The sequence below is a fragment of the Duganella sp. BJB476 genome (genome assembly GCF_003416895.1).
In the GTDB taxonomy this organism is placed as follows: Bacteria; Pseudomonadota; Gammaproteobacteria; order Burkholderiales; family Burkholderiaceae_D; genus Rugamonas.
The window spans coordinates 2,067,030-2,089,560 of the sequence record NZ_QVIO01000001.1; the positions used below are offsets into that span (position 1 = coordinate 2,067,030).

Annotated in this window: 17 protein-coding genes; 7 read left to right on the forward strand and 10 right to left on the reverse strand. The window is 65.3% G+C overall.

The features are described from left to right. Positions 1-3 precede the first annotated feature (3 nt). The 4 genes from D0T21_RS09055 to D0T21_RS09070 form a co-directional block, all read right to left on the reverse strand. A complete protein-coding gene (locus D0T21_RS09055) occupies positions 4-1,194 on the reverse strand; it encodes an acyl-CoA dehydrogenase family protein (RefSeq protein ID WP_116990996.1) in 1,191 nt (396 codons plus the stop codon). 219 nt (positions 1,195-1,413) lie between these two features. After that, entirely contained in the window at positions 1,414-3,228 is a 1,815-nt protein-coding gene (locus tag D0T21_RS09060; protein ID WP_116990997.1) for a family 16 glycosylhydrolase, read from the reverse strand. Positions 3,229-3,541: 313 nt separating this feature from the next. Then, entirely contained in the window at positions 3,542-4,276 is a 735-nt protein-coding gene (locus D0T21_RS09065) for an SDR family oxidoreductase (protein WP_116990998.1), read from the reverse strand. After that, a complete protein-coding gene (locus D0T21_RS09070; protein WP_229211393.1) occupies positions 4,273-5,340 on the reverse strand; it encodes a hypothetical protein in 1,068 nt (355 codons plus the stop codon). Before D0T21_RS09070 ends, D0T21_RS09065 begins: the two co-directional genes overlap by 4 nt. Positions 5,341-5,447: 107 nt before the next feature. Here D0T21_RS09070 and D0T21_RS09075 point away from each other — a divergent pair, with 107 nt between their 5' ends. Both D0T21_RS09075 and D0T21_RS09080 read left to right on the forward strand, forming a co-directional pair. Next, positions 5,448-6,635 carry a phosphatase PAP2 family protein gene (locus tag D0T21_RS09075; protein WP_116991000.1) on the forward strand — a complete coding sequence of 396 codons (1,188 nt, stop codon included), beginning with the start codon at positions 5,448-5,450 and terminating at the stop codon, positions 6,633-6,635. Then, the gene (locus D0T21_RS09080; protein WP_116991001.1) at positions 6,632-7,243 is read left to right on the forward strand and encodes a CDP-alcohol phosphatidyltransferase family protein; all 612 of its coding nucleotides are present in this window, start codon (positions 6,632-6,634) and stop codon (positions 7,241-7,243) included. The genes D0T21_RS09075 and D0T21_RS09080 overlap by 4 nt, the downstream gene beginning before the upstream one ends. Here D0T21_RS09080 and D0T21_RS09085 read toward each other — a convergent pair. From D0T21_RS09085 to D0T21_RS09100, 4 genes are all read right to left on the reverse strand, one after another. Further along, complete coding sequence (locus tag D0T21_RS09085; RefSeq protein WP_116991002.1) at positions 7,194-8,987, reverse strand: bifunctional alpha/beta hydrolase/class I SAM-dependent methyltransferase; 1,794 nt, start codon at positions 8,985-8,987, stop codon at positions 7,194-7,196. The two genes, D0T21_RS09080 and D0T21_RS09085, sit on opposite strands and share 50 nt — an antisense overlap. Position 8,988: 1 nt before the next feature. Continuing rightward, positions 8,989-9,873, reverse strand: a complete 885-nt coding sequence (locus tag D0T21_RS09090; RefSeq protein WP_116991003.1) for a phosphatidate cytidylyltransferase — start codon at positions 9,871-9,873, stop codon at positions 8,989-8,991. Between the two features lie 52 nt (positions 9,874-9,925). Further along, on the reverse strand, positions 9,926-12,076 hold the full coding sequence (locus tag D0T21_RS09095) for a gluconolaconase (protein ID WP_229211394.1): 2,151 nt from the start codon (positions 12,074-12,076) through the stop codon (positions 9,926-9,928). 247 nt (positions 12,077-12,323) lie between these two features. Beyond that, complete coding sequence (locus D0T21_RS09100) at positions 12,324-14,582, reverse strand: carboxy terminal-processing peptidase (RefSeq protein ID WP_116991005.1); 2,259 nt, start codon at positions 14,580-14,582, stop codon at positions 12,324-12,326. A 237-nt stretch (positions 14,583-14,819) separates the two neighbouring features. Between D0T21_RS09100 and D0T21_RS09105 the strand changes: the two genes are divergently transcribed. From D0T21_RS09105 to D0T21_RS09120, 4 genes are all read left to right on the forward strand, one after another. Beyond that, positions 14,820-16,826, forward strand: coding sequence for a methyl-accepting chemotaxis protein (locus D0T21_RS09105; protein ID WP_229211395.1), 2,007 nt, complete (start codon positions 14,820-14,822; stop codon positions 16,824-16,826). A 67-nt stretch (positions 16,827-16,893) separates the two neighbouring features. Further along, positions 16,894-17,256: a DUF2946 family protein gene (locus D0T21_RS09110; RefSeq protein ID WP_116991007.1), complete on the forward strand. Its 363-nt coding sequence runs from the start codon at positions 16,894-16,896 to the stop codon at positions 17,254-17,256. Positions 17,257-17,335: 79 nt separating this feature from the next. Next, on the forward strand, positions 17,336-17,944 hold the full coding sequence (locus D0T21_RS09115) for an SCO family protein (RefSeq protein ID WP_116991008.1): 609 nt from the start codon (positions 17,336-17,338) through the stop codon (positions 17,942-17,944). Then, entirely contained in the window at positions 17,941-18,375 is a 435-nt protein-coding gene (locus D0T21_RS09120) for a copper chaperone PCu(A)C (protein WP_116991009.1), read from the forward strand. Before D0T21_RS09115 ends, D0T21_RS09120 begins: the two co-directional genes overlap by 4 nt. Before the next feature lie 16 nt (positions 18,376-18,391). Here D0T21_RS09120 and D0T21_RS09125 read toward each other — a convergent pair whose 3' ends face one another. Continuing rightward, on the reverse strand, positions 18,392-18,943 hold the full coding sequence (locus tag D0T21_RS09125) for a hypothetical protein (protein ID WP_116991010.1): 552 nt from the start codon (positions 18,941-18,943) through the stop codon (positions 18,392-18,394). A gap of 111 nt (positions 18,944-19,054) precedes the next feature. On the opposite strand from D0T21_RS09125, the gene D0T21_RS09130 reads away from it, so the two are divergent. Next, entirely contained in the window at positions 19,055-20,446 is a 1,392-nt protein-coding gene (locus D0T21_RS09130) for an MFS transporter (RefSeq protein WP_116991011.1), read from the forward strand. Here D0T21_RS09130 and D0T21_RS09135 read toward each other — a convergent pair. After that, on the reverse strand, positions 20,418-22,499 hold the full coding sequence (locus tag D0T21_RS09135; protein WP_229211396.1) for a carbohydrate-binding protein: 2,082 nt from the start codon (positions 22,497-22,499) through the stop codon (positions 20,418-20,420). The two genes, D0T21_RS09130 and D0T21_RS09135, sit on opposite strands and share 29 nt — an antisense overlap. Positions 22,500-22,531 lie beyond the last annotated feature (32 nt).

The window sequence follows — 22,531 nt, forward strand, 5'->3', positions numbered from 1 at the left end:
CCCTTACAGTCCCAGGATCATCTGGGTGATGATGTTTTTCTGAATCTCGTTCGAGCCGCCGTAGATCGACGTCTTGCGGAAATTGAAGTAGTAGCCGGCCAGCGGCGCGGCGGCGTCGTCGCCGGTGACGGCGTGGTCGGCCTTGCCTTCGAGGTAGTCGGTGTCGAACGGCAGCGCGTCCGGGCCCAGCGCCTCGACCATCAGCTCGGTCAGCAGCTGCTGGATCTCCGAGCCGCGCACCTTCAGCAGCGACGCCTCCGGTCCCGGCGCGTGCGATTCGCGCGTGATCACGCGCAGCACCGTGGTTTCCAGCGCCATCAATTCAATTTCGAGACTCGCCACCTTGGCGGCGTAGACCGGGTCTTGCAGCAGCGGCTTGCCGTGCTTGTAGTGCTCGGAGGCGATCTTCTTCAAGAACAGCAGTTCGCGCTTGGAGCGGCCGACCGCTGCGATGCCGGTGCGCTCGTGGCCCAGCAGGTACTTGGCGTAGGTCCAGCCCTTGTTTTCCTGGCCGATCAGGTTTTGCACCGGCACCTGGACGTTGTCGAAGAAGACTTCGTTCACCTCGTGGTCTTCGTCCAGCATGATGATGGGTCGCACGGTGATGCCCGGCGTCTTCATGTCGATCAGCAGGAAGGAGATGCCCTCCTGCTTGCGCACGGTGGAATCGGTGCGGACCAGGCAGAAGATCATGTCGGCGTGCTGGGCCAGCGTGGTCCAGGTCTTCTGGCCGTTGACGATGTAGTGGTCGCCGGAACGCTCGGCGGTGGTCTTCAGCGACGCCAGGTCGGAACCGGAGCCGGGCTCGGAGTAGCCCTGGCACCACCAGTCTTCGCAGCTGAGGATGCGCGGCAGATAGTGGGCCTTCTGCGCCTCGTTACCGAAGGCCATGATGACCGGCGCCACCATGTTGACGCCGAACGGCAGGATGGGCGGGGTACCGGCGCGGGCGCACTCTTCTTCCCAGATGTGGCGCTGGGTGGCGCTCCAGCCCGGACCGCCGTGCTCGACCGGCCAGGCCGGCGCGGCCCAGCCTTGTTTGGCGACGATCTGATGCCAGCGCACATAATCCTGGCGGCTCAGGCGCAGGTGGTTGCGGACTTTCTTCTGCAAATCGCTGGGCAGGTTAGCGTCGAGAAAGGCGCGCACCGTGTCACGAAACGCCAGATCCGCCGCCGTGTAGTTCAAATCCATGCTGTCTCCATATTCTTATGACCCCGCTAAAAAAGCACGATCGTTCAAATAATTGTACCCGATATCCTGCTCTGCATTGTGGCATTTTTAAAGGGCGACAGAATGGCGTTGTTTCCAAAACCAATGGGGGTCAAGTCTGACATTCGGACACAAGCTCGGCAGTAGCGGGCTGCCACGGTTGAACTCGTGTCCGAATGTCAGACTTGACCCCACGTTGACTTACTTCATGGTATAGCTTTGCTGCGCGGTGTCGACAGCGTAGTTATGGGCGGTATCCCAGTAGGTGAAGCTGTAGTTCACCACGTCGCCGATCTTCAGGCCGCTCGCGGTGTAGCTGTTGATGCCGGCGCTTTGCGTCATCCGCACGTTCATCTGGCCACCGGCGTTGACCGTGTAGTGCACGTCCGCCCAGCTACTGGAAGCAAGTGAGAACTTCAGCATGGTCGCGCTGGTTTGCTGCACGGCCGGGGTCGGGGTGGGCGTCGGAGTTGGTGTCGGCGTGGGGGTTGGCGTCGGAGTCGGCGTTGGGGTTGGAGTCGGCGTGGGCGTCGGAGTCGGCACGCCGGTATCCCAGACGATATCGTCAATCGCCATCTGGAACGCCGAGCTCGGCAGTGCGGCGCCGTCGCTGGCGATCTGGAACAGGTCCAGCATCGACTGCAGGGCGATCTTGCTGCCGGCCAGGTCGGCCACCGGGATGGTCGCCGTGCCCCAGTCGCCATTGCGCACCAGGCCGTACGTGGTGGCGTTGGCCGGGAACTTGACCGCGTTCTGGTTGGTGTAGGTGTCCTGCACCCCCACCGTGAAGGCAACGTTGGCCGGAATCTTGATCTTCAGCTTCATGGTGCCGTTGCGGAAGTTGCTCATGTCCCGCGCCTGGCGCGATTCCACGCTGCCGCCGAACCACTGGCCCGGCGTGTTGAAGCTCCACGCCATCACATTACTGCCTTCATACGGCGGCAGGTTGCCCGGCGTGACAGAAGCGTTGTTCCACACAAAAACGTCGGAGCTGGTACCCGCCACCAGCTTGTTGTTGACCACGGTGTTGTCGGTGAAGACGCCGAACTTGCCCACCTCCGGCGTGGTCTGGCTGCCCAGCTTGACCGTGCCCTTGCCGTCCAGCTGGTACACGCGCACATAGTCGACGTACATGGTGCCCGGCAGCGGCGCCGTCACCTGCCCCGGCGCGGCCGCGTCGGTGAAGTTGCCGCCGACGGCCAGGTTGAACAGCAGGTAGAACGGCGATTGCAGCGCGGTCGAATTGACCGGCAGCGGATTGTTGTACATGTCGTACTCGACGCCGTTGTCCACCACGGTGAAGCGCATCTGCGTATCGGTCCAGTAAAGGCGATAAATGACGAAGCGGTTCGCCAGCGACTGGCTCGGCGTGTACCAGTTCTTGGTCTGCCACGCGGTCGAAGCGGCGCAGCTTTCATTGCCCGGCACGCAGGCGGCCTGCTGCCAGGTGATGACGTTGGAGCCGGCGAAATTGTCGATCGCCGGGGTCGGACTGCCGGCCGCCGCGCGGCTGCTGGCCTTGTGGCCCATCTCGAGGATGTCGATCTCGCCGTTGCGCGGCCAGCTCTGCGGGCTCACGCCCAGCATCCACGCGGCCGGCCACAGGCCGATGCCCAGCTGCGGCGTCGCCATGCGGATCTCGACCATGCCGTACTGCACCTGCACCTTGCCGAAGGAGCCGATTTTTCCGGAGGTGAAGACGTTGCTGCCCACCGTCTGGTTCTGCGCCTTGATCGCCAGCGCGCGCGTGTTCGGCTCGAACGGCACGTTGGCGATGGAGACGTTGTTGGGGCTGTAGTACTCCAGCTCCTGGTTGCCGTAGCCGCACAGGTTGATCTGGCAGCCGTTGCCATCCACCGCCGTCCACAGCGTGGTGTTGAGCGTGGCGCCGTTGAATTCCTCGGACCACAGCAAGGGGCCGATGACGGGACTGGTGACACTGGCCGACACTTGCGTGCCGTAGGCCATCAGGATGCCGGCGGCAACGGCGGACAGAACGAATTTCTGTTTATTCACAATGTATGACTCCTCGTATCCATACTTCCTCATTTCGAACCGGACGGCCGTCCGGTCCGCACCTTCGCCGGCAATGCCGGCTATTCCGCTTGCGGTCAGGGAGCATGGAGCGCGGCGCGGCCCGGCGCGGCAAAAAAAGGGCGCAGGGACGCCTTCGCCACAAGGCGTTTCGCTTGTTGTTGCAGTCTCCGTGCCGACCGGGTCGTGGCCCGGACTGTGTCGCTGATTAGAATTGGAAACGATTCCAATTCTATGTTCAAAATATATTCTGATTAATATTTTTTGTCAACGAAGACGCGCAAGCGTGTGCAACTTACTTTTTGCGGACGCGTTTGAGGAATACCGGGAGTCGATTGAAGATACCGACCAAGGCGTGCATCTGCCAAGGAAAGACGCAGCGCTCGTCGCGCCGGGCGATGGCGGCGGCGATGCGCCGCACCGCCTCCTGCTCGGACATCAGGAAGGGCTTGCGGCCGGCGTCGCCATCATTCAGTTCGCGCAGGCGCGCGGTGTCGACGTAGCCGGGGACGATCACCGTGACGTCGACGCCGAACGGCGCCAGCGCCTTGCGGTAGGCGTCGCAGATGGCGATGGCGGCGCGCTTGCTGGCACTGTACAAAGAGCCGCCCGGATAGTCCTGCTGCAAACCGGCGATGGACGCCACCGCCACCAACTGGCCCTGCCCGCGCGCCATCATGGCCTCGGCGGCCGCGCTGAAGGCGTGATCGAGACCGCCCACATTCACCCGCAACACCGGCAAGGTGCTGGAAGGGTCGAGCGCGATCGCGGCGGCGTCGGTGTACTGGCCGGCGGTGACGATCAACAGGTCCAGGCCATCGGCCGCCACCAGCGCCACCGTGCGCGCCACCGCCGCGCGGTCGGCGATATCGCAGGCGTGGACGCTGATGCGCTTCTCCTCCAACAGCGGGGAACCATCCAGCTTGTGCGGATGCCGCCCGCAGATGGCGACGCGCGCGCCCTGCCGCCAGTAATGCTGCGCCAGTCCCAGGCCGATGCCACTGGTGCCTCCGATGATCATGACGTTCATGTGGAAGCCTTGTTGTGCTTATCTTCGTTGCGCATCACGGTCTGGCGGCCTTGCGCGGCCAGCTCGTAAGCCTCCTGCGCACGCCGATAACCATATAGCCATTGGGTTTCCACGTCGGCCACGTATTGTTCGTAACTAGCCGGCGCCACCAACTGCACGCGATTGTTGCGCCACGCGATGCGCTTCTGGACGCCGGTGCCGCGCAAGGCCTCGCTGACGTCGGAGGTATCGATCCACACATCGACCGACTGGCCGTGCACATGCCGCAGGCGCTGATTGGCGTCGAAGCCGAACACCGAGCGCAAGGCGGGAATCGCGGTGAACTGGTCGTAGGACTGCTTCATCTCCATGCTGATGTGCTGCGCCAGGCATTGCGCCAGCTCGATCGGGAACAGGTCGATCACGCCGCCGGTGTAGTCGGCGCCGCCGGCGGATTGGCAGCGGAAATAAACCATGTCGGCAATCGAGATGCGGGCCGCGTCGGCCAGAGGCATCGCGGTGTCGATCTCCAGCTCGTGCGCGACCGCGTTGGTCCAGCCGTCACGGCCGATGGCCGATGGCTGGCCGGCCGCCAGCGCGGCGATGCGCGCGTCGCCGAACAAGGTGACGCGATAAATAGCGCGGCCTTGCCGCAACTGGCCTACTTCGCCGGGAGCGAACAGCAGCTTGCCGCCGAGGATGGCCAGCGCCGGCGCGGACGCGGATGCCGGCATCGGCTCCGGCGGCAACGGCAGCACCGGCGGAATCTCGAACAGGTAGTCGTTGAACAGGTCTGGAATGTGCGCCGCCCTCGCGCCGTTCAAGCGCCGCAGCGCGATGCTGGTCACCGCCCGCAGCGGCGTGGCGCGCGGGCCGGAGCGCAGGCCGCTGAAAAATTCGTACATCCGCGGCGACGCCAGCCAGGCCTTGCGCGCCGCGCTATCCGGCAGGTTGCGGATGATGGCGCCGGCCACCGAGCCGCCACAGGTGGCCAGCAACAGGTCCGGCTCCTGGCCGGCGTCGATGGCCGCCGCGTGCATGCCGAGGTAGTAGCCGAAGCGGAAGCCGCCTCCGGCCAGCACCATGCATCGTTGGTAGCGTTGATCTGGTTGGTCTGGTTGGTCTCGCGCGGCGTCGGTCATGCGTGACATAATGCACCAATTACAACGTTTTTCACAAGGACAGGACGACAATGAACCGGCATGCCGCACCCAGCATGCAGCAACGCGTGACCCAGCTTGCGCTGAACGGCGCGCTGTTCGGCGTCTGCTACCCGCTGACCAACTACCTGGCGCAACGCCACCAGGAGCTGGGCAACGTCGCGATGGCGTGGGAGGCGGCGCTGCCCTTCCTGCCGTGGATGGTGCTGCCGTACATGACGTCCGGCCTGTTCTTCGTACTGAGTTTTTTGCTGGTGCGCGACCGCGCCGGCCTGTCGGCGCTGAGCCGCCGCCTCGCGTTTGCCACCGTCGTCGCCTGCCTGGTCTTCGCCGCCTGGCCGCTGCGCTTCTCGCTGCCCCGCCCCGCCGTCGACGACGCGCTGCCCGCCTGGCTGTTCGCGCAACTGGCGGCGGTGGACCAACCCTACAATCAGCTGCCCTCGCTGCACGTGGCCTACTGCCTGATCTTCTGGGCTGCCCTGCGCAGCGCCGTCACCTCGGCGATCATGCGCGCCGCGCTGGCCGCGTGGCTGATGCTGGTGGCGATGAGCACCGTGTTCACCTACCAGCACCACGCGCTCGATGTCGCCGGCGGCGCCGTGCTGGGCGCATTGGCGCTGCATCTGCTGCCGGCCGACGGCGACGTCCGCAAACCGGTCGCGTTCTGCTACACGGTGCTGGCCGGACTGGCGGCGCTGGCCTGGTTCGCGCAGGGCGGCTTGTGGTGGTTGTACCTTTGCGCCAGCCTGCTGCTGGTGGCGCGCGCCTACTACCTCCATCACGCGGCCTTCCTGCACAAGCGCGACGGCCGCTATCCCTTGTGGATCTGGCTGTTGTACGCGCCCTACCTGTGCGGCTATCTGCTGACCTGGCAGCTGGTGCGCTGGCATGAGCGCCACCGGCCGCCATTCGTGCGCCACAGCGAGGGCCTGTGGGTAGGCCGCCGCCTGACCGAGGCCGAGGCGGCGCAACTGCCGGCCGATTGCGCCATCATCGACCTGTCCAATGAACTAAGCGAGACGCCGGCGCTGCGCGGCCGCAGCTATCATCACTTTCCGCTGCTGGACCTGCAAGCGCCGGACGCGCAATCGGCCCGTCCCATCCTGGCGGCCATCAGCGCCCACGCGGCGCAGGGCCGCGCCATTTACCTGCACTGCGCCATGGGCTACCGGCGCAGCCGCCAAATCGCCCAACTCTACAAGGAGCACTACCAGCAATGAGTTTTTCGATCTACCAGTTGAAACCCCAATTCCAGCAACTGCTGCAACCGTTGATGCGCGCGCTGGTGCGCTGCCGCGTCACGCCGAATCAGATCACGCTGACGACGATGCTGCTGTCGGTGGCCTACGGCGCGGCGCTGGCGATGCAGCCACAATGCGCAGGCCTGTGGGCCGGCCTGGCCGGTTTCCTGCTGCTGCGCATGGCGCTCAACGCCATCGACGGCATGCTGGCCAACGCCACCGGCCAGAAGACCCGCCTCGGCACGCTGCTCAACGAGATCTGCGACCAGGTCTCGGACGTGGCGCTGTACCTGCCCTTCATGCTGGTGCTGCCCGCGCCGCTGGTGGTGCTGGCCGTGGCGGCGGCGCTGCTGGCGGAGTTTGCCGGCGTGCTGGCGCTCAGCGTGGGCGCGGCGCGGCGCTTCGACGGGCCGATGGGCAAAAGCGACCGCGCCTTCTGGTTCGGTCTGCTCGGTCTGCTGGTCGCCTGGGGCGCCGCCCCGCTGCTGCTGAACGGCATCCTGGCGCTGGTGATCGCCTTGTCGGCGTGGACCGTCGTCAATCGCCTGCGGCAGGCGCTGCGGGCTTCTGCGCCAACGACACCGTAAATATCCCCTCCAGCCCGATGCGGGTGGCGATCTTGCGGCAGCCCGCATGCGCCACCAGTCCATCCATCTCCGCCTGCGGACGCGGACGCATCTGCCACGGCTTGCCCTGGTGGCTGGTCAGGGTCAGCGCGATCATGTCCAGCTGCGGATGCCAAGGCTGGCCGGTGTAGATCAGGTGGCCGCCGGCGCGCAGCACGCGAGCGATGCCTTGCAGCGAAGCGGCCACCGGCGCGTTCTCGCTGAACAATTCGTACAGGCCGGAGACGATGACGATGTCGTACTCGCCCTCCTCCGCGCGGTAGCTGTCGGCGCTGAAGGCATCGCGCAGCTGGTAGTCGATGCCGGCGCGCAGTTGCAGCTGCTGCGCCAGCGCGCGCGCCTGGTCCAGGTTGTGTTGCGTGTAGTCGCGCAGCGTGACTTCGATGTCGCGGTCCTGGAAGCGCTTGATCGTCTCCAGCACGTAACGGCCGGAGCCGCAGGCCACGTCCAGTATCCGCAGCGGCGTCTTGCCGTCATGCGCGGCGATGCGTTCGCCCAGCATCTGCTGCAACTGGCGCTTGCGCAGGCGGATGCCGCGCCAGCCCACCGCGTCCAGATAGCCCCGGTCCATGATGCCGCCGAACAGGAAGCGGCCGCCGGCCTGGTTGCGGTAGACGTAATCGAGCGAGGCGCCGGAATCGAAGCCGTGCTGCAGGCCGATCTTCATGCCATTGCTGACCGGTCCCATCATGCCCAGCATCACGCGCTGCATGCCGAACCAGGCCTTGGCCAGCGGGCCGCAGCTCTGCCCCGCTTGCAGGGCCGCGTACTGGCGGGCGCTGTGGCTGTCGCGGTCCGCGCTCAGGTAGTGCGACGGCGCCGGCAACGCGTGCTCGAAGCATTGCTCGACGAACTGGCGGCTCGCTTCCAGCGCCACGCTGGTGTCCTGCTCGTAGAACAGCGCGTGGAAGGCTTCCGGCAAGTACACATAGCGCTTCAGCGGCGACGACAGGCGCTGGTAGAAGTCCTGCTGCGGGCCTTCCTTGACCACGTAGTCCTTGCCGGCGGTGAGCATCAGCACCGGCGTATCGATGGCGGCGGCGTCCTGCACGATGCGCTGGGCGGTGTCGGCCAGGCCCAGCAGCACACAGGCGGAGATGGCCTTGGCGATCAGCGGATCGGCGGCGTAGGCTGCCGCTTCCTGCGCCGAGTGGGTCAGCATGCCGGGGCGGATGTAGCTGGTCACGAACAGCTCCGGCTTGAAGCGGCGGGCGAAACGCAGCGCCGGCTTGGCCAGCGGCACGTACAGGTTGATGTCGAACGCGGCGGCGGCCATGATGACGCCGCGCACGCGCGGTGCGTAGTCGTGCAGCCAGGTGGCGGCGATCACCGCGCCGACGCTGTTGGCCACCACTAGGATATTCTCCGGCGCGATGCCGTGCGTGGCGACGATGTGGGCGATGAAGGTATCGAAATCCTCGACCAACGCCTCGAAGCTGGGCGCGTCGCCGCGCTCGCCGGGCGAGTAGCCGTGGCCGCGCGCGTCCCAGGCGAAGGCCCAGTCCTGCGTGTAGCCGAACTGCTCCACCAGCGGCTGGATGCGGCCCGAATGCTCATGGCCGCGATGCAGGAACACCAGCGCGCGCTGCGGCCCGTCCTGGCGCGGCGCCAACGGCTGCCAGGCGCGGTAGAACAGGCGCACGCCGTCCTTGCAGTCGAAGCCGGATTCGGTGGTGCGCCAGGCCAGTGAGCGTTCAGCTTTCATTTTAGTGTCCCAGGAAATAGGTGATGAGGAAATACAGCAGCGGCGCAGTCAGCACCAAGCTGTCGACGCGGTCGAGGATGCCGCCGTGGCCGGGTATCAGTTGCGAGAAGTCCTTGACGCCCAGCACGCGCTTGGCGGCCGAGAACATCAGGTCGCCGCAGAAGCCGCCCAGCGACAGCAGCAGCGCAAAGCCCGCGAGGTGCACGGCGTCGGCCAGATGCAGGTAGCGGCCCAAGGTCAGCGACAGCGCGCCGGTGACCACCACACCGCCGGCCAGTCCCTGCCAGGTCTTGTTGGGGCTGATGCCGGGCGCGATGCGGTGGCGGCCGAAGATGGTGCCGCTGATGAATTGCGCCACGTCGTTCAACGCGGTCAGCACGTAGAGGTAGAACAGCCAGGCCAGCCGCACATGCGGCTCCAGCGGCAGGCTGTCGAAGAGAGGCAGGAAGCAGCAGCTGTAGCACAGCACCAGCCACAACAGCCACGCCAGCGCCGGCCGGCTGCGGCTGCGGAAAAAGATGATGCTCGTGACCGCGATGGCGGGCGGTAGCGCCACCAGCGCCATGGTCGCAGGCAGGAACAGCGCACTGCCGAACACGACGGCGGCCGGCGGCACGAAGCCGCGTCCGCCAAACGGCGCCAACTCGCGCAAGGCCAGCAGGCCGATCAGCACCGCCAGCAGCGTGGCGCCGAGCGGGTGCAGCAGCAGGCTGACTGTGACCACCGGGAAGATCCACCACCAGGCATTGACCTGCGCCCGCAGCTGGCTGTGCGGCCGCGCGCGCAGCTTGACGCCCACGCCCAGCGACGCCATGCCCAGCATCAGGTACAACATGGTGAGCGCGGTCAGGATCTCCGTGCCCAGCAGTGAAAACAGCAATTGCATAAATGCCTCAATTATTTTTAAGGCAATTGTATAGCGTTTTCCGGCAAGTAGCTCAGTCTACGGTGATCAGCAGATCGCGCCCCTTGCTGGCGGCGTTGCCGGCGTAGTCCTCGGCCGTGATGCGCAGCGTGTAGTTGCCGGGGCCGAGGGCGCCGACTTTCCAGCCGCCCGGCGTCAGTTTGCCGTGGATCAGCGTGTTGTTGATGGCGTAGGAAAAACGCGTCTCCGCCGCGCCGTGGACGGTGATGCCGCTGGTGGCCGCGTAGGCCAGCTTGACCGCGTCGCGGTTGCGAGGCAGACGGTCGTACAACTGCGTAATCAGCGGCTCTTCCATGCCGGGAATGATCTCGCCGTCGGCGTTCAGCAACTGGTAGCCCAGCTTGTACACACCGAGGCGGCGGCGCGCCTGGTTGCCGTTCATCTGGTCGAAGGCGTCGACCACGATCTGCACTTCGCCCAAGGCGCGCGGAACCAGCAGGCGGCCGTCGGCCTTTTCCTTGAGCGGCTTGCCGCTGCTGTCGACCAGCGCGATGGACTGGATCTGCGGCGCGATGGTGTCTTCCAGGTCGACGAACGGCAGCGTCAGCGGATTGAGCGCGTCGCCGTTCGGTTTGTAGTCCAGGTGCACGTGCGCCATGCGGTTGACGGTGCCCAGCGTTTCGCCCACCAGGAAGCGGGTGCCGCGCTTGACGCGCACGGCGGATGGCAAGCCTTTTTCATCCTTCAACAACTGGAAGCGCGGGTCGAGCGGCTTGTCGTTGGTGCCGCGTCCCACGCGCATGTGAATGTATTGCAGGCCATCGAGCGCCACGCCTTCCGACAGTTCGCCATAGCCCCAGCTGGCGCTCGGATCGCTGATCTTGCCAGCGGTGACGGCCAGCACCGGCGTGCCGATGGCGGCCTGCACGTCCAGCCCGGAATGGAAATGGTCGCGGCTTTCGCCGTCGAAGTTGCCGCGTACCTCGCCCATCAGGCCGACCACTTCATGCGCCTTGTCCTGCGGCTTGATCGGCCACAGCATCGTGGCGCCGTGTGCCGGCGCGCCGGACAGGGGCAGTTCCGGCGCGGCCGGCTCTCCGGCCAGCGCCAGGGCCACGTGGTGCAGGCGGAAGGTGGCGGCGTCGGTGACGAACAGCGAGCCGTCCTTGGCCAGCGCGAGGCCGCGCGGCGCGTAGAAGCGCACGCTGCCGTCGGAGCCATAGCCCGGCTGCGGCGGATGGTCGGCGTCTTCCAGCGTCAGCACTTCGCCGGCCGGGGTGACTTGGGCCAAGCGGCCGTGGGCGTTGCTGCTGACGTAGAGATAGCCGTCCGGCGTCAGCGCCAGTCCGACCGGCGATTGCAGCAGCGGCGCACGCTCGCCGTCCTTGGCCTGGACCACGGTGCTGACCTTGCCGTCCTTGGCCAGCTTGCGGATCGCGTGGTTGCCGGTGTCGGCGATGTAGAGCTCGCCGGCGGCGCTCAGCGCCAGGCCGGTGGGCGTGTTGAACAGCGCCTGCACACCGGCGCCGTCGGCATCCCCGGCGCGACCGCCGCCGGCGATGGTGGTGACTTCGCCGTTGGCGGCGATGCGGCGGATGCGGTCGTTGTAGGTATCGGCCACGTAGACCACGCCGGCCGCGTCCACCGCGATGCCGATCGGGCCGTTGAATTGGGCGGCCGCGCCACGGCCGTCCTTGTCTCCCGGCAGGCCGTCGCCGGCCAGCGTGCTGACCACGCCGTCGGGCGTGACCTTGCGGATGGCGTTGTTGCCGGTGTCGGCCACGTACAGGTTGCCGGCGGCATCGATCGCCAGGCCGGACGGGGTGTGGAAGGCGGCCGCCTTGCCCGCCCCTTCCGCGTAACCCTCAACCGCGCCGGCCAGGGTGGTGGTGGCGCCGTCCTGGGCGATCTTGCGGATGCTGTTGTTGTCGCCGCCGTCGGCCACGTACAGGTTGCCGGCGCCGTCGACCACCACGCCGAACGGATCGGCGAAACGGGTGCTGCGGCCGCGGCCGTTGTTCGCGCCCGGCATGCCGTCGCCGGCGATGGAGGTGACGCGCGCGCTCCAGTGCGGCTGCGTGCCCTTCAAGGCCGACGGCCGCGCCACTTCGGCGCCGGCGTCGGCGCTAGGCCGGTGGGTCAGGATGTAGGCCGCCCCGCCTCCGCCCAATGCACCACCCAGGGCCAGGGCGGCGGCGATTAACTTGAATTGGGTAGGAGTCACGTTGCGCGAGCCTAAACGTTGATCGAAAGAAAATATCTTAACCGATCCGGGACGTAGGGGCAAAAAAAAGCCCGCTGCGGGAGCGGGCTAAGTCTATTTCCTTGGAGGAGAATAGAGGAGACAGGTGAATGATGCTGCATCGCGGTATATAAATCCAATTTATATTGGCAATAGCAGTGATTTCAAATGTGAATAACTCAAAAAAATGGCCCCGCAAACTACACGGGGCCAGACTGACTGTGACAACTTACTTGCTGGCGTCCACCGCGTAAGGCAGCACGCGCGAGGCCATGCGGGTGTCGGTTTTCAGGAAGCCCACTTCGTCGGCCAGGATGTGGACCGCTTCGTTCAGCAGCACGTCCTTGGCGGCCTTGGCGGCTTTTTCAGCATCCAGTTCCGCCGTCAGCGAGCGCTCGTCGCCCTGCAGGCCGTCGTCGGTGCGCAAGGCGCCCTTGACCGCCGCCACTTTCGGCGATGGCGCCGCCTTGCCGTTGGCCGGCTTGGCGGAGATCGCCTTGTTCAGCGCATCCTTCGGATCCGGCACCAGGACCGGATCGTCCGCGCCCAGCGTGGTCGACAGCAGACGCGCCTCACGCAGCTTGGCGCGCGCTTCCTGGGTATCGCGCTCCTTGCGGCGCACGGTCTCGTTCAGCGAGATCAGGTTGTCCTTGCGCTGCTTCTTGACCAGGGCGATGTCCTCGGCCAGGTACTGGAAGTCCTTGTCCTTGGCCACGCGCGCCTCATGCTTCTTGTCCAGCAGCGGCAGGATGTCCTTCAGGTCGCCGGTCGGGATGTACGGCGCCGGCTTGATCGAGGTCCACGGCAAGGCATTGTCGTAGCTCGATTCGCCGAAGGTGTCCGAATCGCCCATGGTCGGCAGCTTGATGTCGGGCGTGACGCCGCGCAGCTGCGTGGTGCCGCCGTTGATGCGGAAGAACTGGGCGATGGTCATCTTCAACTCGCCGTAGTGCACCTTGTCGCTCTGGGCGAAGCGGTCCAGGCCGAAGATGGTTTGCACCGTCCCCTTGCCGAAGCTCGGCTCGCCGATGATGACGCCACGGCCGTAGTCCTGGATCGCGGCCGCGAAAATCTCGGAGGCCGAGGCCGAACCACGGTTGATCAGCACGCCCAGCGGACCGTCCCAGGCCATGCCGGGAACGGTGTCGCTTTCGACTTCGATCTTGTTGTCGGCGGTGCGTTGCTGCACCACCGGGCCCTTGTCGATGAACAGGCCGGTCAGCTGCACCGCCTCGGACAGCGAACCGCCGCCGTTGTTACGCAGGTCGATCAGCACGTTGTCGACTTTTTCCTTCTTCAGCTCGGCCAGCAGGCGGGCCACGTCGCGGGTGGCGCTCTTGTAGTCCTTGTCGCCCTTGCGGCTGGCTTCGAAGTCCTGGTAGAAGGTCGGCAGCGAGATCACGCCGATGCGGCGCTTGGCCGTGCCGTCCTTGACTTCCAGGATGGATTTCTTGGCCGACTGCTCTTCCATGCTGATTTTCTTGCGCACCAGCGAGATGGTGGTGTGCTTGCCGTCGACGCCGGCGTCGACCGGCTGGATGTCGAGGCGCACGGTGGAGTCTTTCGGGCCGCGGATCAACGCGACCACGTCGTCGATGCGCCAGCCCAGCACTTCGGTCATCGGCGAGTTGTCGTCCTTGGCCACGCCGAGGATCTTGTCGCCGACCTTGATCTTGCCCGACAGTCCGGCCGGGCTGCCCGGCACGACTTCGCGCACCACCGTGTATTCGTCGCGGGTTTGCAGCACGCAGCCGATGCCTTCCAGCGACAGGCGCATGGCGATGTCGAAGTTTTCCGACGCGCGCGGGCCCAGGTAGTTGGTGTGCGGCTCGATCGACATGGCGTAGGCGTTCATGAAGATCTGGAACACGTCTTCATTGGTCAGCTTGCGCGAGCGGCTGACGTAGTTCTCGTAGCGCTTGTCGAGCGTGTCGCGGATGCCCTTGTCGTCCTTGCCGGCCAGCTTGAGGCGCAGCCAGTCGTTCTTGACGCGCTTGCGCCACAGTTCCTTCATTTCAGCGTCGCTCTTGACCCAGTCGGCCTTCTCGCGGTCGTACTGATAGCTCTCGTCGAGGGAGAAGTCGGGCTTGGTCTTGAGCAGTTCGCGGGCGTAGGCGATGCGCTCGTTGAAGCGCTGCTGGTACTGGTTGTAGATGGCGAACGGCACGCTGAGGTTCTCGCCGGTGATGGCGTCGTCCAGGCGGGTGCGGACGATGGCGTACTGGTCGAGGTCGGCCTGGGTGAAGAACAGTTTTTCCGAATCCAGCGATTTGAAATAGCGGTCGAAGATCTTTTCCGACATCGCATCGTCTAACGGAGTGGATTTGTAATGCAGTTTGGTCAGTACCCGCGAGGCCCATACGGCCGCCTGGGCCTGGCCCGGCTGGGGTTTGAGTACGGTCTCCGCCGCCGCTTTTTCTGGCACGGCCGCGCCGGCCTGCACTGACAGCGCCGCCAACACGGCTACTAACAGTATTTGCTTCTTCATCGGCTTACTCCGAAACGTAGTGTTATCAATTAATCGTCGCGCGCAGTGCTCCTGCCTGCCGTTCCATTCTACAGGATAGGCTACCCTGCGGCGCTGGGAGTTTGCAGTGTCCCTGCCCAAGCTTAAGCAAGACTGAAATGAAACCAGCTTTACTTCTATTGTCATGATTGTTGCCGCATAGAAAATATGTGGTATCCTAGTGGTCTTATAGCGCACCACCTTGACCTAAGAAAAACAATGCAAACCTTTACTATGAATCCCCGCGACTGGGGTGTCGGTACCAAGATTACCGTGTTCACTTTCGGCCTGATCGCCGTCATCCTGGCCATGCTGCTCAGCTTGATCAACATGAGCACCTCGGCCATGCTGACCGAACGCGCCAAGGCCAATGTCGCCAACACGCTGGGCGGCATCAGCAACACGATCGACGTGTTCAACACCGCCATGACCAACGAGGCATCGAGCTTCGCCCGCCTGTTCGCGGCCGGCTTCGGCGACGGCAAGTTTACGCTCGACAGCGCCACCACCGTCGACATCGGCGGCAAGGCCACGCCCTCGCTCAAGCACGACGGCAAGACGCTGAACCTGGACTTCGCCATCCCCGACAAGTTCACCGCCGACACCGGCGTGGTCGCCACCATCTTTGCCGCCAGCGGCGACGAGTTCGTGCGCGTGAGCACCTCGCTGAAGAAGGAAAACGGCGAACGCGCGGTCGGCACCCAGCTCGACCATGGCCACCCGAGCTACGCGCCGCTGCGCGCCGGGGCCAACTACATCGGCCTGGCCACGCTGTTCGGCAAGCAGTACATCACGCAATACGACCCGATCAAGGACGCCAGCGGCCAGGTTATCGGCGTGCTGTTCATCGGCCTGGACATCTCGAAGAACATGGCCATGCTGAAGGAAAAAATCAAGGCCATCAAGATCGGCGACACCGGCTACATCTACGTTGTCAACGCCGCACCGGGCAAGACGCTGGGCACGGCGCTGGTGCACCCCGCCAAGGAAGGCGAGAACCTGATCGACAGCGCCAGCAGCGACGGCCGCCCCTTCGTCAAGGACATGCTGGAGGCCAAGGAAGGTTCGATGCGCTACGACTGGGCCGACAGCGCCGGCGCCGCGCCGCGCGAGAAGATGGTCGAGTTCCATACCTTCAAGCCGTGGAACTGGCTGATCGTCGGCGGCACCTACACCGAGGAGATCACCCGCGAGGCCGGCCAGCTGCGCAACCGCTACGCCGCGCTGGGCCTGGTGTCGCTGGCCTTGTTCGCCGCGATCCTGTTCCTGCTGGTGCGCGCCAACATCACCCGCCCGCTGGCCCGCGCCGAAGCGGCCGCGACCCGCATCGCGCAAGGCGACCTGGATGTGCAACTGGCCATCGACAACAAGGACGAGATCGGCCTGGTGCTGCGCGCGCTGAACGGCATCAGCAACAACCTGTCCGGCGTGGTCGGCCAGGTACGAGCGGGCGCCGAGCAGATCGCCACTGCGTCCAACGAGATCGCCGCCGGCAACCTGGATCTGTCGTCGCGCACCGAAGAACAGGCCTCCAGCCTGGAGGAAACCGCCGCCTCGATGGAGCAGCTGAGCAGCGCCGTCAAGCAGAACGCCGACAACGCCGCGCAGGCCAACCAGATGGCGCTGGCCGCCTCCGGCATCGCGGCCAAGGGTGGTGAAGTGGTGGCGCAGGTGGTCGATACGATGGGCTCGATCAACCAGTCCTCGCGCAAGATCGTCGACATCATCTCGGTCATTGACGGCATCGCTTTCCAGACCAATATCCTGGCGCTAAACGCGGCGGTGGAAGCGGCGCGCGCCGGCGAGCAAGGCCGCGGCTTCGCGGTGGTGGCGTCGGAAGTGCGCAACCTGGCGCAGCGCTCGGCCACGGCGGCCAAGGAAATCAAGGCGCTGATCGACGATTCGGTCAGCAAGGTCGACATCGGCAGCGCGCAGGTGGCGCAGGCCGGCACGACGATGCAGGAAGTGGTGGTCAGCGTGCGCCGCGTGACCGACATCATGGCCGAGATCAGCACCGCCAGCGACGAGCAGCGCGCCGGCATCGGCCAGGTGCACGAAGCGATCGCGCAGATGGACCAGGTCACGCAACAGAACGCCGCGCTGGTCGAGGAAGCGGCCGCCGCCGCGCATGCGCTGCAAGACCAGGCCGCCGATCTGGAAAAGGTGGTGCGGATCTTCAAGCTGGGCGACCGCCACGGCGCACCGGTCCGGCTGGCGCTGAAGTAATCCCAGCTCCGTCCCACAACCGCCACCCTCGCAGGTGGCGGTTTTTTATTTGCCCTATAATTGCGCCATGGGTAAATTTCTGAAGCACCGGCGCGGCCACAGCCTGATCGTATGCATTGCGATTTTGCTGAACCTGCTCGCCCCGGCGATCGGCCACGCGATGGCGACGCTGGCGCGCGATCCGCTGGTGCTGGAAATTTGCAGCGCCACACCGGCCAAGCCGGCGCCGGGCGACACGTCCTCGCACGCGCTCAAGCACTGCGTGTTCTGCGCCCCCCATGCCGACACCTACGCGCCGCCGCCAGCGCCGGCCGGCCTGCTGACCGTGCTGCGCGGTCACGACGCCTACCCTGCGCTGCACTATCAATCCCCCACCCCGCTGTTCAACTGGTCGAGCGCGCAGCCGCGCGGACCGCCCGCCCTGTCCTGACGTCCCTGTAGACCGCATGCAGCCACGCCGCACCGGCGACGGCTGGCGTGCGCCTGTTCAACGACTCACAGGATTAACCATGCAACGCCGTACCCTACTTACCGCGCTGGCTGCATTGCCGCTGGCCGCGCATGCCGCGCCGCCGGCCTACACCGGCATCGACATCACCGGCAGCAGCATCGGCCCGGACTTCCGCCTGACCTACGGCGACGGCAAGCCCGCCTCGCTGCAGGATTACAAGGGCAAATACGTGCTGCTGTTCTTCGGCTTCACGCAATGCCCGGACGTCTGCCCGACCGCCTTGTCGCGCGCGGTCGAGATCAAAAAGCTGCTGGGCGCCGATGGCGACAAGATACAAGTCGTCTTCGTCACCATCGATCCCGAGCGCGACACCGCCGCGCTGCTGGCCGAATACATGCGCGCCTTCGATCCGGCCTTCGTCGGCCTGCGCGGCGACGTGGCGCAAACCGCCAAGGCGGCCAAGGACTTCAAGATCTTCTATCGCAAAGTCCCCAGCGGCAGCTCGTACACGATGGACCACACGGCCATCACCTATGTGTTCGACGCCGCCGGCAAGATCCGCCTAGCCTTCAAGCACGAACAAACCGCCCAGCAATGCGCAGCCGATCTGCGCAAACTGATGCAACCTAAAAAAGAAACCAGCTTCCTGAAAGGACTCTTCCAATGAAACGCATGATCTACCTGATGCTCCTCGCCGCCCTGCCCGCCTTCGCGCAAGTCACCGTCAGCGAGGCCTGGGTGCGCGGCACCGTGGCCTCGCAAAAAGCCACCGGCGCCTTCATGACGCTGACCTCGGCGAAAGACAGCCGCCTGGTCGGCGCCAGCTCACCGGCGGCCGGCGTGGTCGAAGTACACGAAATGAAAATGGTGAACGACATGATGAGCATGCGCCAGGTCGATGGCCTGGCGCTGCCTTCCGGCCAAGTTGTGCAGCTGGCTCCCGGCGGCTATCACCTGATGCTGATGCAGCTGAAGCAGCCGCTGACCGACGGCGCAAAGATCCCGCTGACGCTGGAGTTTGAGGACGCGAACAAAGTCCGCAGCAAGGTGGCGATCGACGCGGTCGTGAAGCCTTTGAACAGCGCGCACCAGCACTAGGCGCGGACGGTGGCCGTCAGATCGATTTCAGCAGCGGCCACCAGTAAGGCACCGACCACCACAGCAAGCCTGCGATCAGCAGGTAGGGCCAGGAGCGCAGCGAGATTTTCCAGTCGACCGTCGACGGCCAGCAGGCCAGGAACTGCGGCGCCACGGCAAACGCCAGCGCCAGGTCTATCCACTGGAAATGCAGTCCGGCCCGGGTGCGCCACCACGCCACCACGAACGGCAGCACCACCACCACAAACGGCGCCAGCGCGGACGGCGCCGCGTTGTACCAGCGCACCCGCGTCAAGCGCACCGATCCCAGCTCCCAGCCCTGCCCGACCCGCCGCGGAATGACGGTGAAGGCGGCCGGCCGCGCATAGGTCACCAGGCCGGCGACGAAATGGGCCAGCTCATGGCAGATGGTGCCGGCGACCGTAAAAAGGAAAAAGAAGGGATGCCGCGCCGATAAAGCGCGGATCAGCAGCGCCAGCACTAGCGACGGCGCCAGGTACAACAGAATGTCGCGGTGATGGCATAACCACGCCGGCGCGAGCGTACTACATTCAAACAGGCTGCTCATGGCCGCATCGTCGCACGGCGACGGGACGGCGTCAATTGCACACAATACAGTTGTACGATGTCTGACATCTAAGTTATGATCGTTTAAAAACCACCATGATAAGGAGACCGCATGACACCGCAGCCTGACAAAGCGAGCCGGGTACGCTGGCTGATACTCGCCATCCTGTTCGCCGTCACCACCATCAACTACGCCGACCGCGCCACCATCGCCATCGCAGGGCCGGAACTCAAGAAGCTGCTGGGCCTGTCGCCGGTACAGATGGGCTTTGTGTTTTCAGCCTTCGCCTGGTCCTACGTGCTGGCGCAACTGCCGGGAGGCTGGCTGCTGGACCGTTTCGGTTCCAAGCGCACCTATTTTTTCAGCATCTTCCTGTGGTCCAGTTTCACGATGTTGATGGGCACCGTCGGCTTCCTCACCGGCGCCGCAGCGGTCACGACGCTGTTCTGCCTGCGTCTGCTGATCGGCGCCGCCGAAGCGCCCTCCTTCCCCGGCAACAGCCGGCTGGCCTCGGCCTGGTTCCCCACGGCCGAACGCGGCACGGCGGCGGCCATCTTCAACTCGGCCCAGTACTTCGCCACGGTGCTGTTCGCGCCGCTGATGGGCTGGCTGGTCCACAGCTTCGGCTGGGAAAGCGTGTTTTACGTGATGGGCGGGCTGGGCATCGTGATGGCCTTCATCTGGCGCAAGACGGTCTATGGCCCGAAGGACCACCCCGGCATCAATGCGGCCGAACTGGCCTACATCGAAGCGGGCGGCGCGTTGGTGGATTTGGAAAGCAAGGACAAGGTCGCCGCCACCACTAAACTCGACACCTGGTCGTGCATCCGCCAGTTGCTGGGCAACCGCATGCTGCTGGGCGTCTACATCGGCCAGTACTGCATCAACACGCTGACCTACTTCTTCCTGACCTGGTTCCCGGTCTACCTGGTCAGCGAGCGCCACATGACGATCCTGAAGGCCGGCTTCGTGGCCGCGCTGCCGGCGGTGGCGGGCTTCCTCGGCGGCGTGCTTGGCGGCGTCATCTCCGACCGCATGATCAGGTCCGGCAAGTCGCTGTCGATGGCGCGCAAGACGCCCATCGTCGGCGGCATGCTGCTGGCGATGTCGATGATCGTCTGTAACTACGTCAACGCCGACTGGCTGGTGGTGCTGGTGATGTCGCTGGCCTTCTTCGGCAAGGGCATCGGCGCGCTGGGCTGGGCCGTGGTGGCCGACACCTCGCCCAAGGAAGCGGGCGGCATGAGCGGTGCGCTGTTCAACACCTTCGGCAACACGGCCGGTATCACCACGCCGATCGTGATCGGCTACATCCTGCAGGAGACCGGCTCTTTCGCCGGCGCGCTGGTGTTCGTCGGCGCCAACGCCGCCGTCACCGTGCTGTGCTATGTGCTGATGGTCGGCGAGATCAAGCGCTTCGAATTCAAGACGCCGGTGCTGCGCCGCGTCGCCGACGCAGCACCGGCCACTGGCGCTACTGCGCCGTCAACGACCACCAGTTGATGTTCCAGCCGCCGGCGCGGGCAAAGATCGCCAGGTCCTGCTGCCCCGCCGTCAGGTAGACGGTGCCGGTGATGGTGGTCCAGTTCTGCCAGCCGCCGGTGTTGGGCACCGCCAGCGCGGCCAGATCGGTGGCGTTCTTGCTCAGCACCAGCTGGCCGCCGTTGTTCGGACTGGCGACCCGGAATTGCAGGTTGTACCAGCCCGTCTTCGGCACGTTGATCGGATAGGTCATCCAGTCATTGGTGTCGATGTTGGCGACGTTGAAGCCGCCGCCGGTGTCGGTGGTGGTTTCCATGCGCATGCCGCTATGGTTGCTGAACATCTCGGCCTCGATGCGCTGGCCCGCTTCGGCCTTCCAGTTCATCCAGTAGGCGATGCTCTCGTTGCGCACCAGCGCCTGCGTGCCGAAGCCGCGGAAGTAGCTTTCGATGGCGGCGTTGGTGGCGCTGCCCACGTCCAGCCCGCCGAAGCCGCCGCCGTTGCTGCTGTTGCTGACCAGGCCCCAGCCCCACGAACTGGTGTCACCATTCGAGCCGCCGTAGCTGACCGTCTTGTATGCCCAGCTGGTCGCTGCCCAGCCGTACATATTGTAGATGTCGTAGGTCTTGCGGGTGATCTGGCCGCCGTAGCTGCCGGTCAGCGTCCACGGCTGGAACTCGCCGATCAGGAACGGCGTGTTCAGCGCGGTCAGCTTGTTGTTCCAGTCGCAGCTTTCGCCAGTGCCGCTGGTATTGCAGTGCAGCCAGGTCGCATGCATATTGGCCTGCGCGGCGGCGCCCTGCACTTCGTTCCATCCCCACAGGCCGGGATAGAAGTGCATCCAGAACGCCACGTTGCTCAGGCCGCGCGTGTTCGGGTTGCCGTAGGCGTCGATGCCGGAGTTGTGGCCCGGCAGCAGGATCACGTGGTTGGCGTCCTTGGCCCGCACCACGTTGAACAGTTCGTAGGCGAAGTTGGCCAGCGTGGTGGCGTCGGTGCCCCACGGTTCGTTGAGCAGGTCGTAGGCCGCCACCGAGGTGCGGTTCTTGTAGCGGCTGGCGATCATGTCCCACAGCCATTTGGTGCGGTCGCGGTAGGTGGTGTTGGTCCACATTTCCGCCGCGCCGACGCAGCCGTCGTGCTGCTCGCCGGCCGCCGCCTGGCCGCCGACCGCGCCGTGCAAATCGAGGATCACGTACATGCCGCGCTTCTCGGCCTCGTTGATGGCGTAGTCCAGGTATTTCCACGCATCGGCGCGCAGCGTGTACGGATGGGCGTCATCCTCGACCAGGCTGTACAGGAAAGGCACGCGCACCACGTTCATGCCCATGCCCTTCATCAGGTCGAAGTCGCGGCCGCTGATCCAGCTGTCGCGGAACACCGACATCAACCGTTCCTTTTCCGCCGCGCCGAAACGGCCGGACAGCGCCGACTCCAGATGGCACTGGTCGCCGATGCCGGCGCCGTTGTTGGAAAGATTAGAATTCATCATCCACATTTCCAGCGCCAGCCAGTTGCCCAGGTTGACGCCGCGCAGGTTGACGCGGTTGCCGGCGTTGTCGACCCAGTATTTGCCGTTCTGCCGTATCGCCGGCAGCGTCACGCCGGTGGTCTCGGGCGTGAAGTTGATCCAGTTGAGATTGAAGCCGCCGGTGCGCGCCTGCACGGTCAGGCTCTGCGGGCCGGCCGCCAGGAACACATGCGAGCTGACGGTGACCCAGTTCTGCCAGCCGCCGGTGTTGGGCAGCGCGGTGGTCTCGCCGATGGCCTTGCCGTTCTGCGCCAGCACCACCTGGCCGCCGCCGGTGGCCGAGGCCACGCGGTACTGCACGCTGTACCAGCCGGCGCTGCCGGGGTTGACCGAGTAGGTCATGCTGTCGTTGGTGTCGATCCAGCCGACGTCGCTGCCGCCACCGGTGTCGGTGGTAGCTTCCAGCGCGACGCCGCTCATGCTGGTGTAGCTTTCCGCCTCCAGCTTGCCCGGCAAGGCGGTTTGCGCGTAGCCCGCGCCGGCGACGGCCAACCCGGCAAGGGCCAGCATCCATTTGATGCGGTGATGCAGTGTCGTCTTCATTTAGTCTCCGATGGTTTTTGTGATGAAGGACC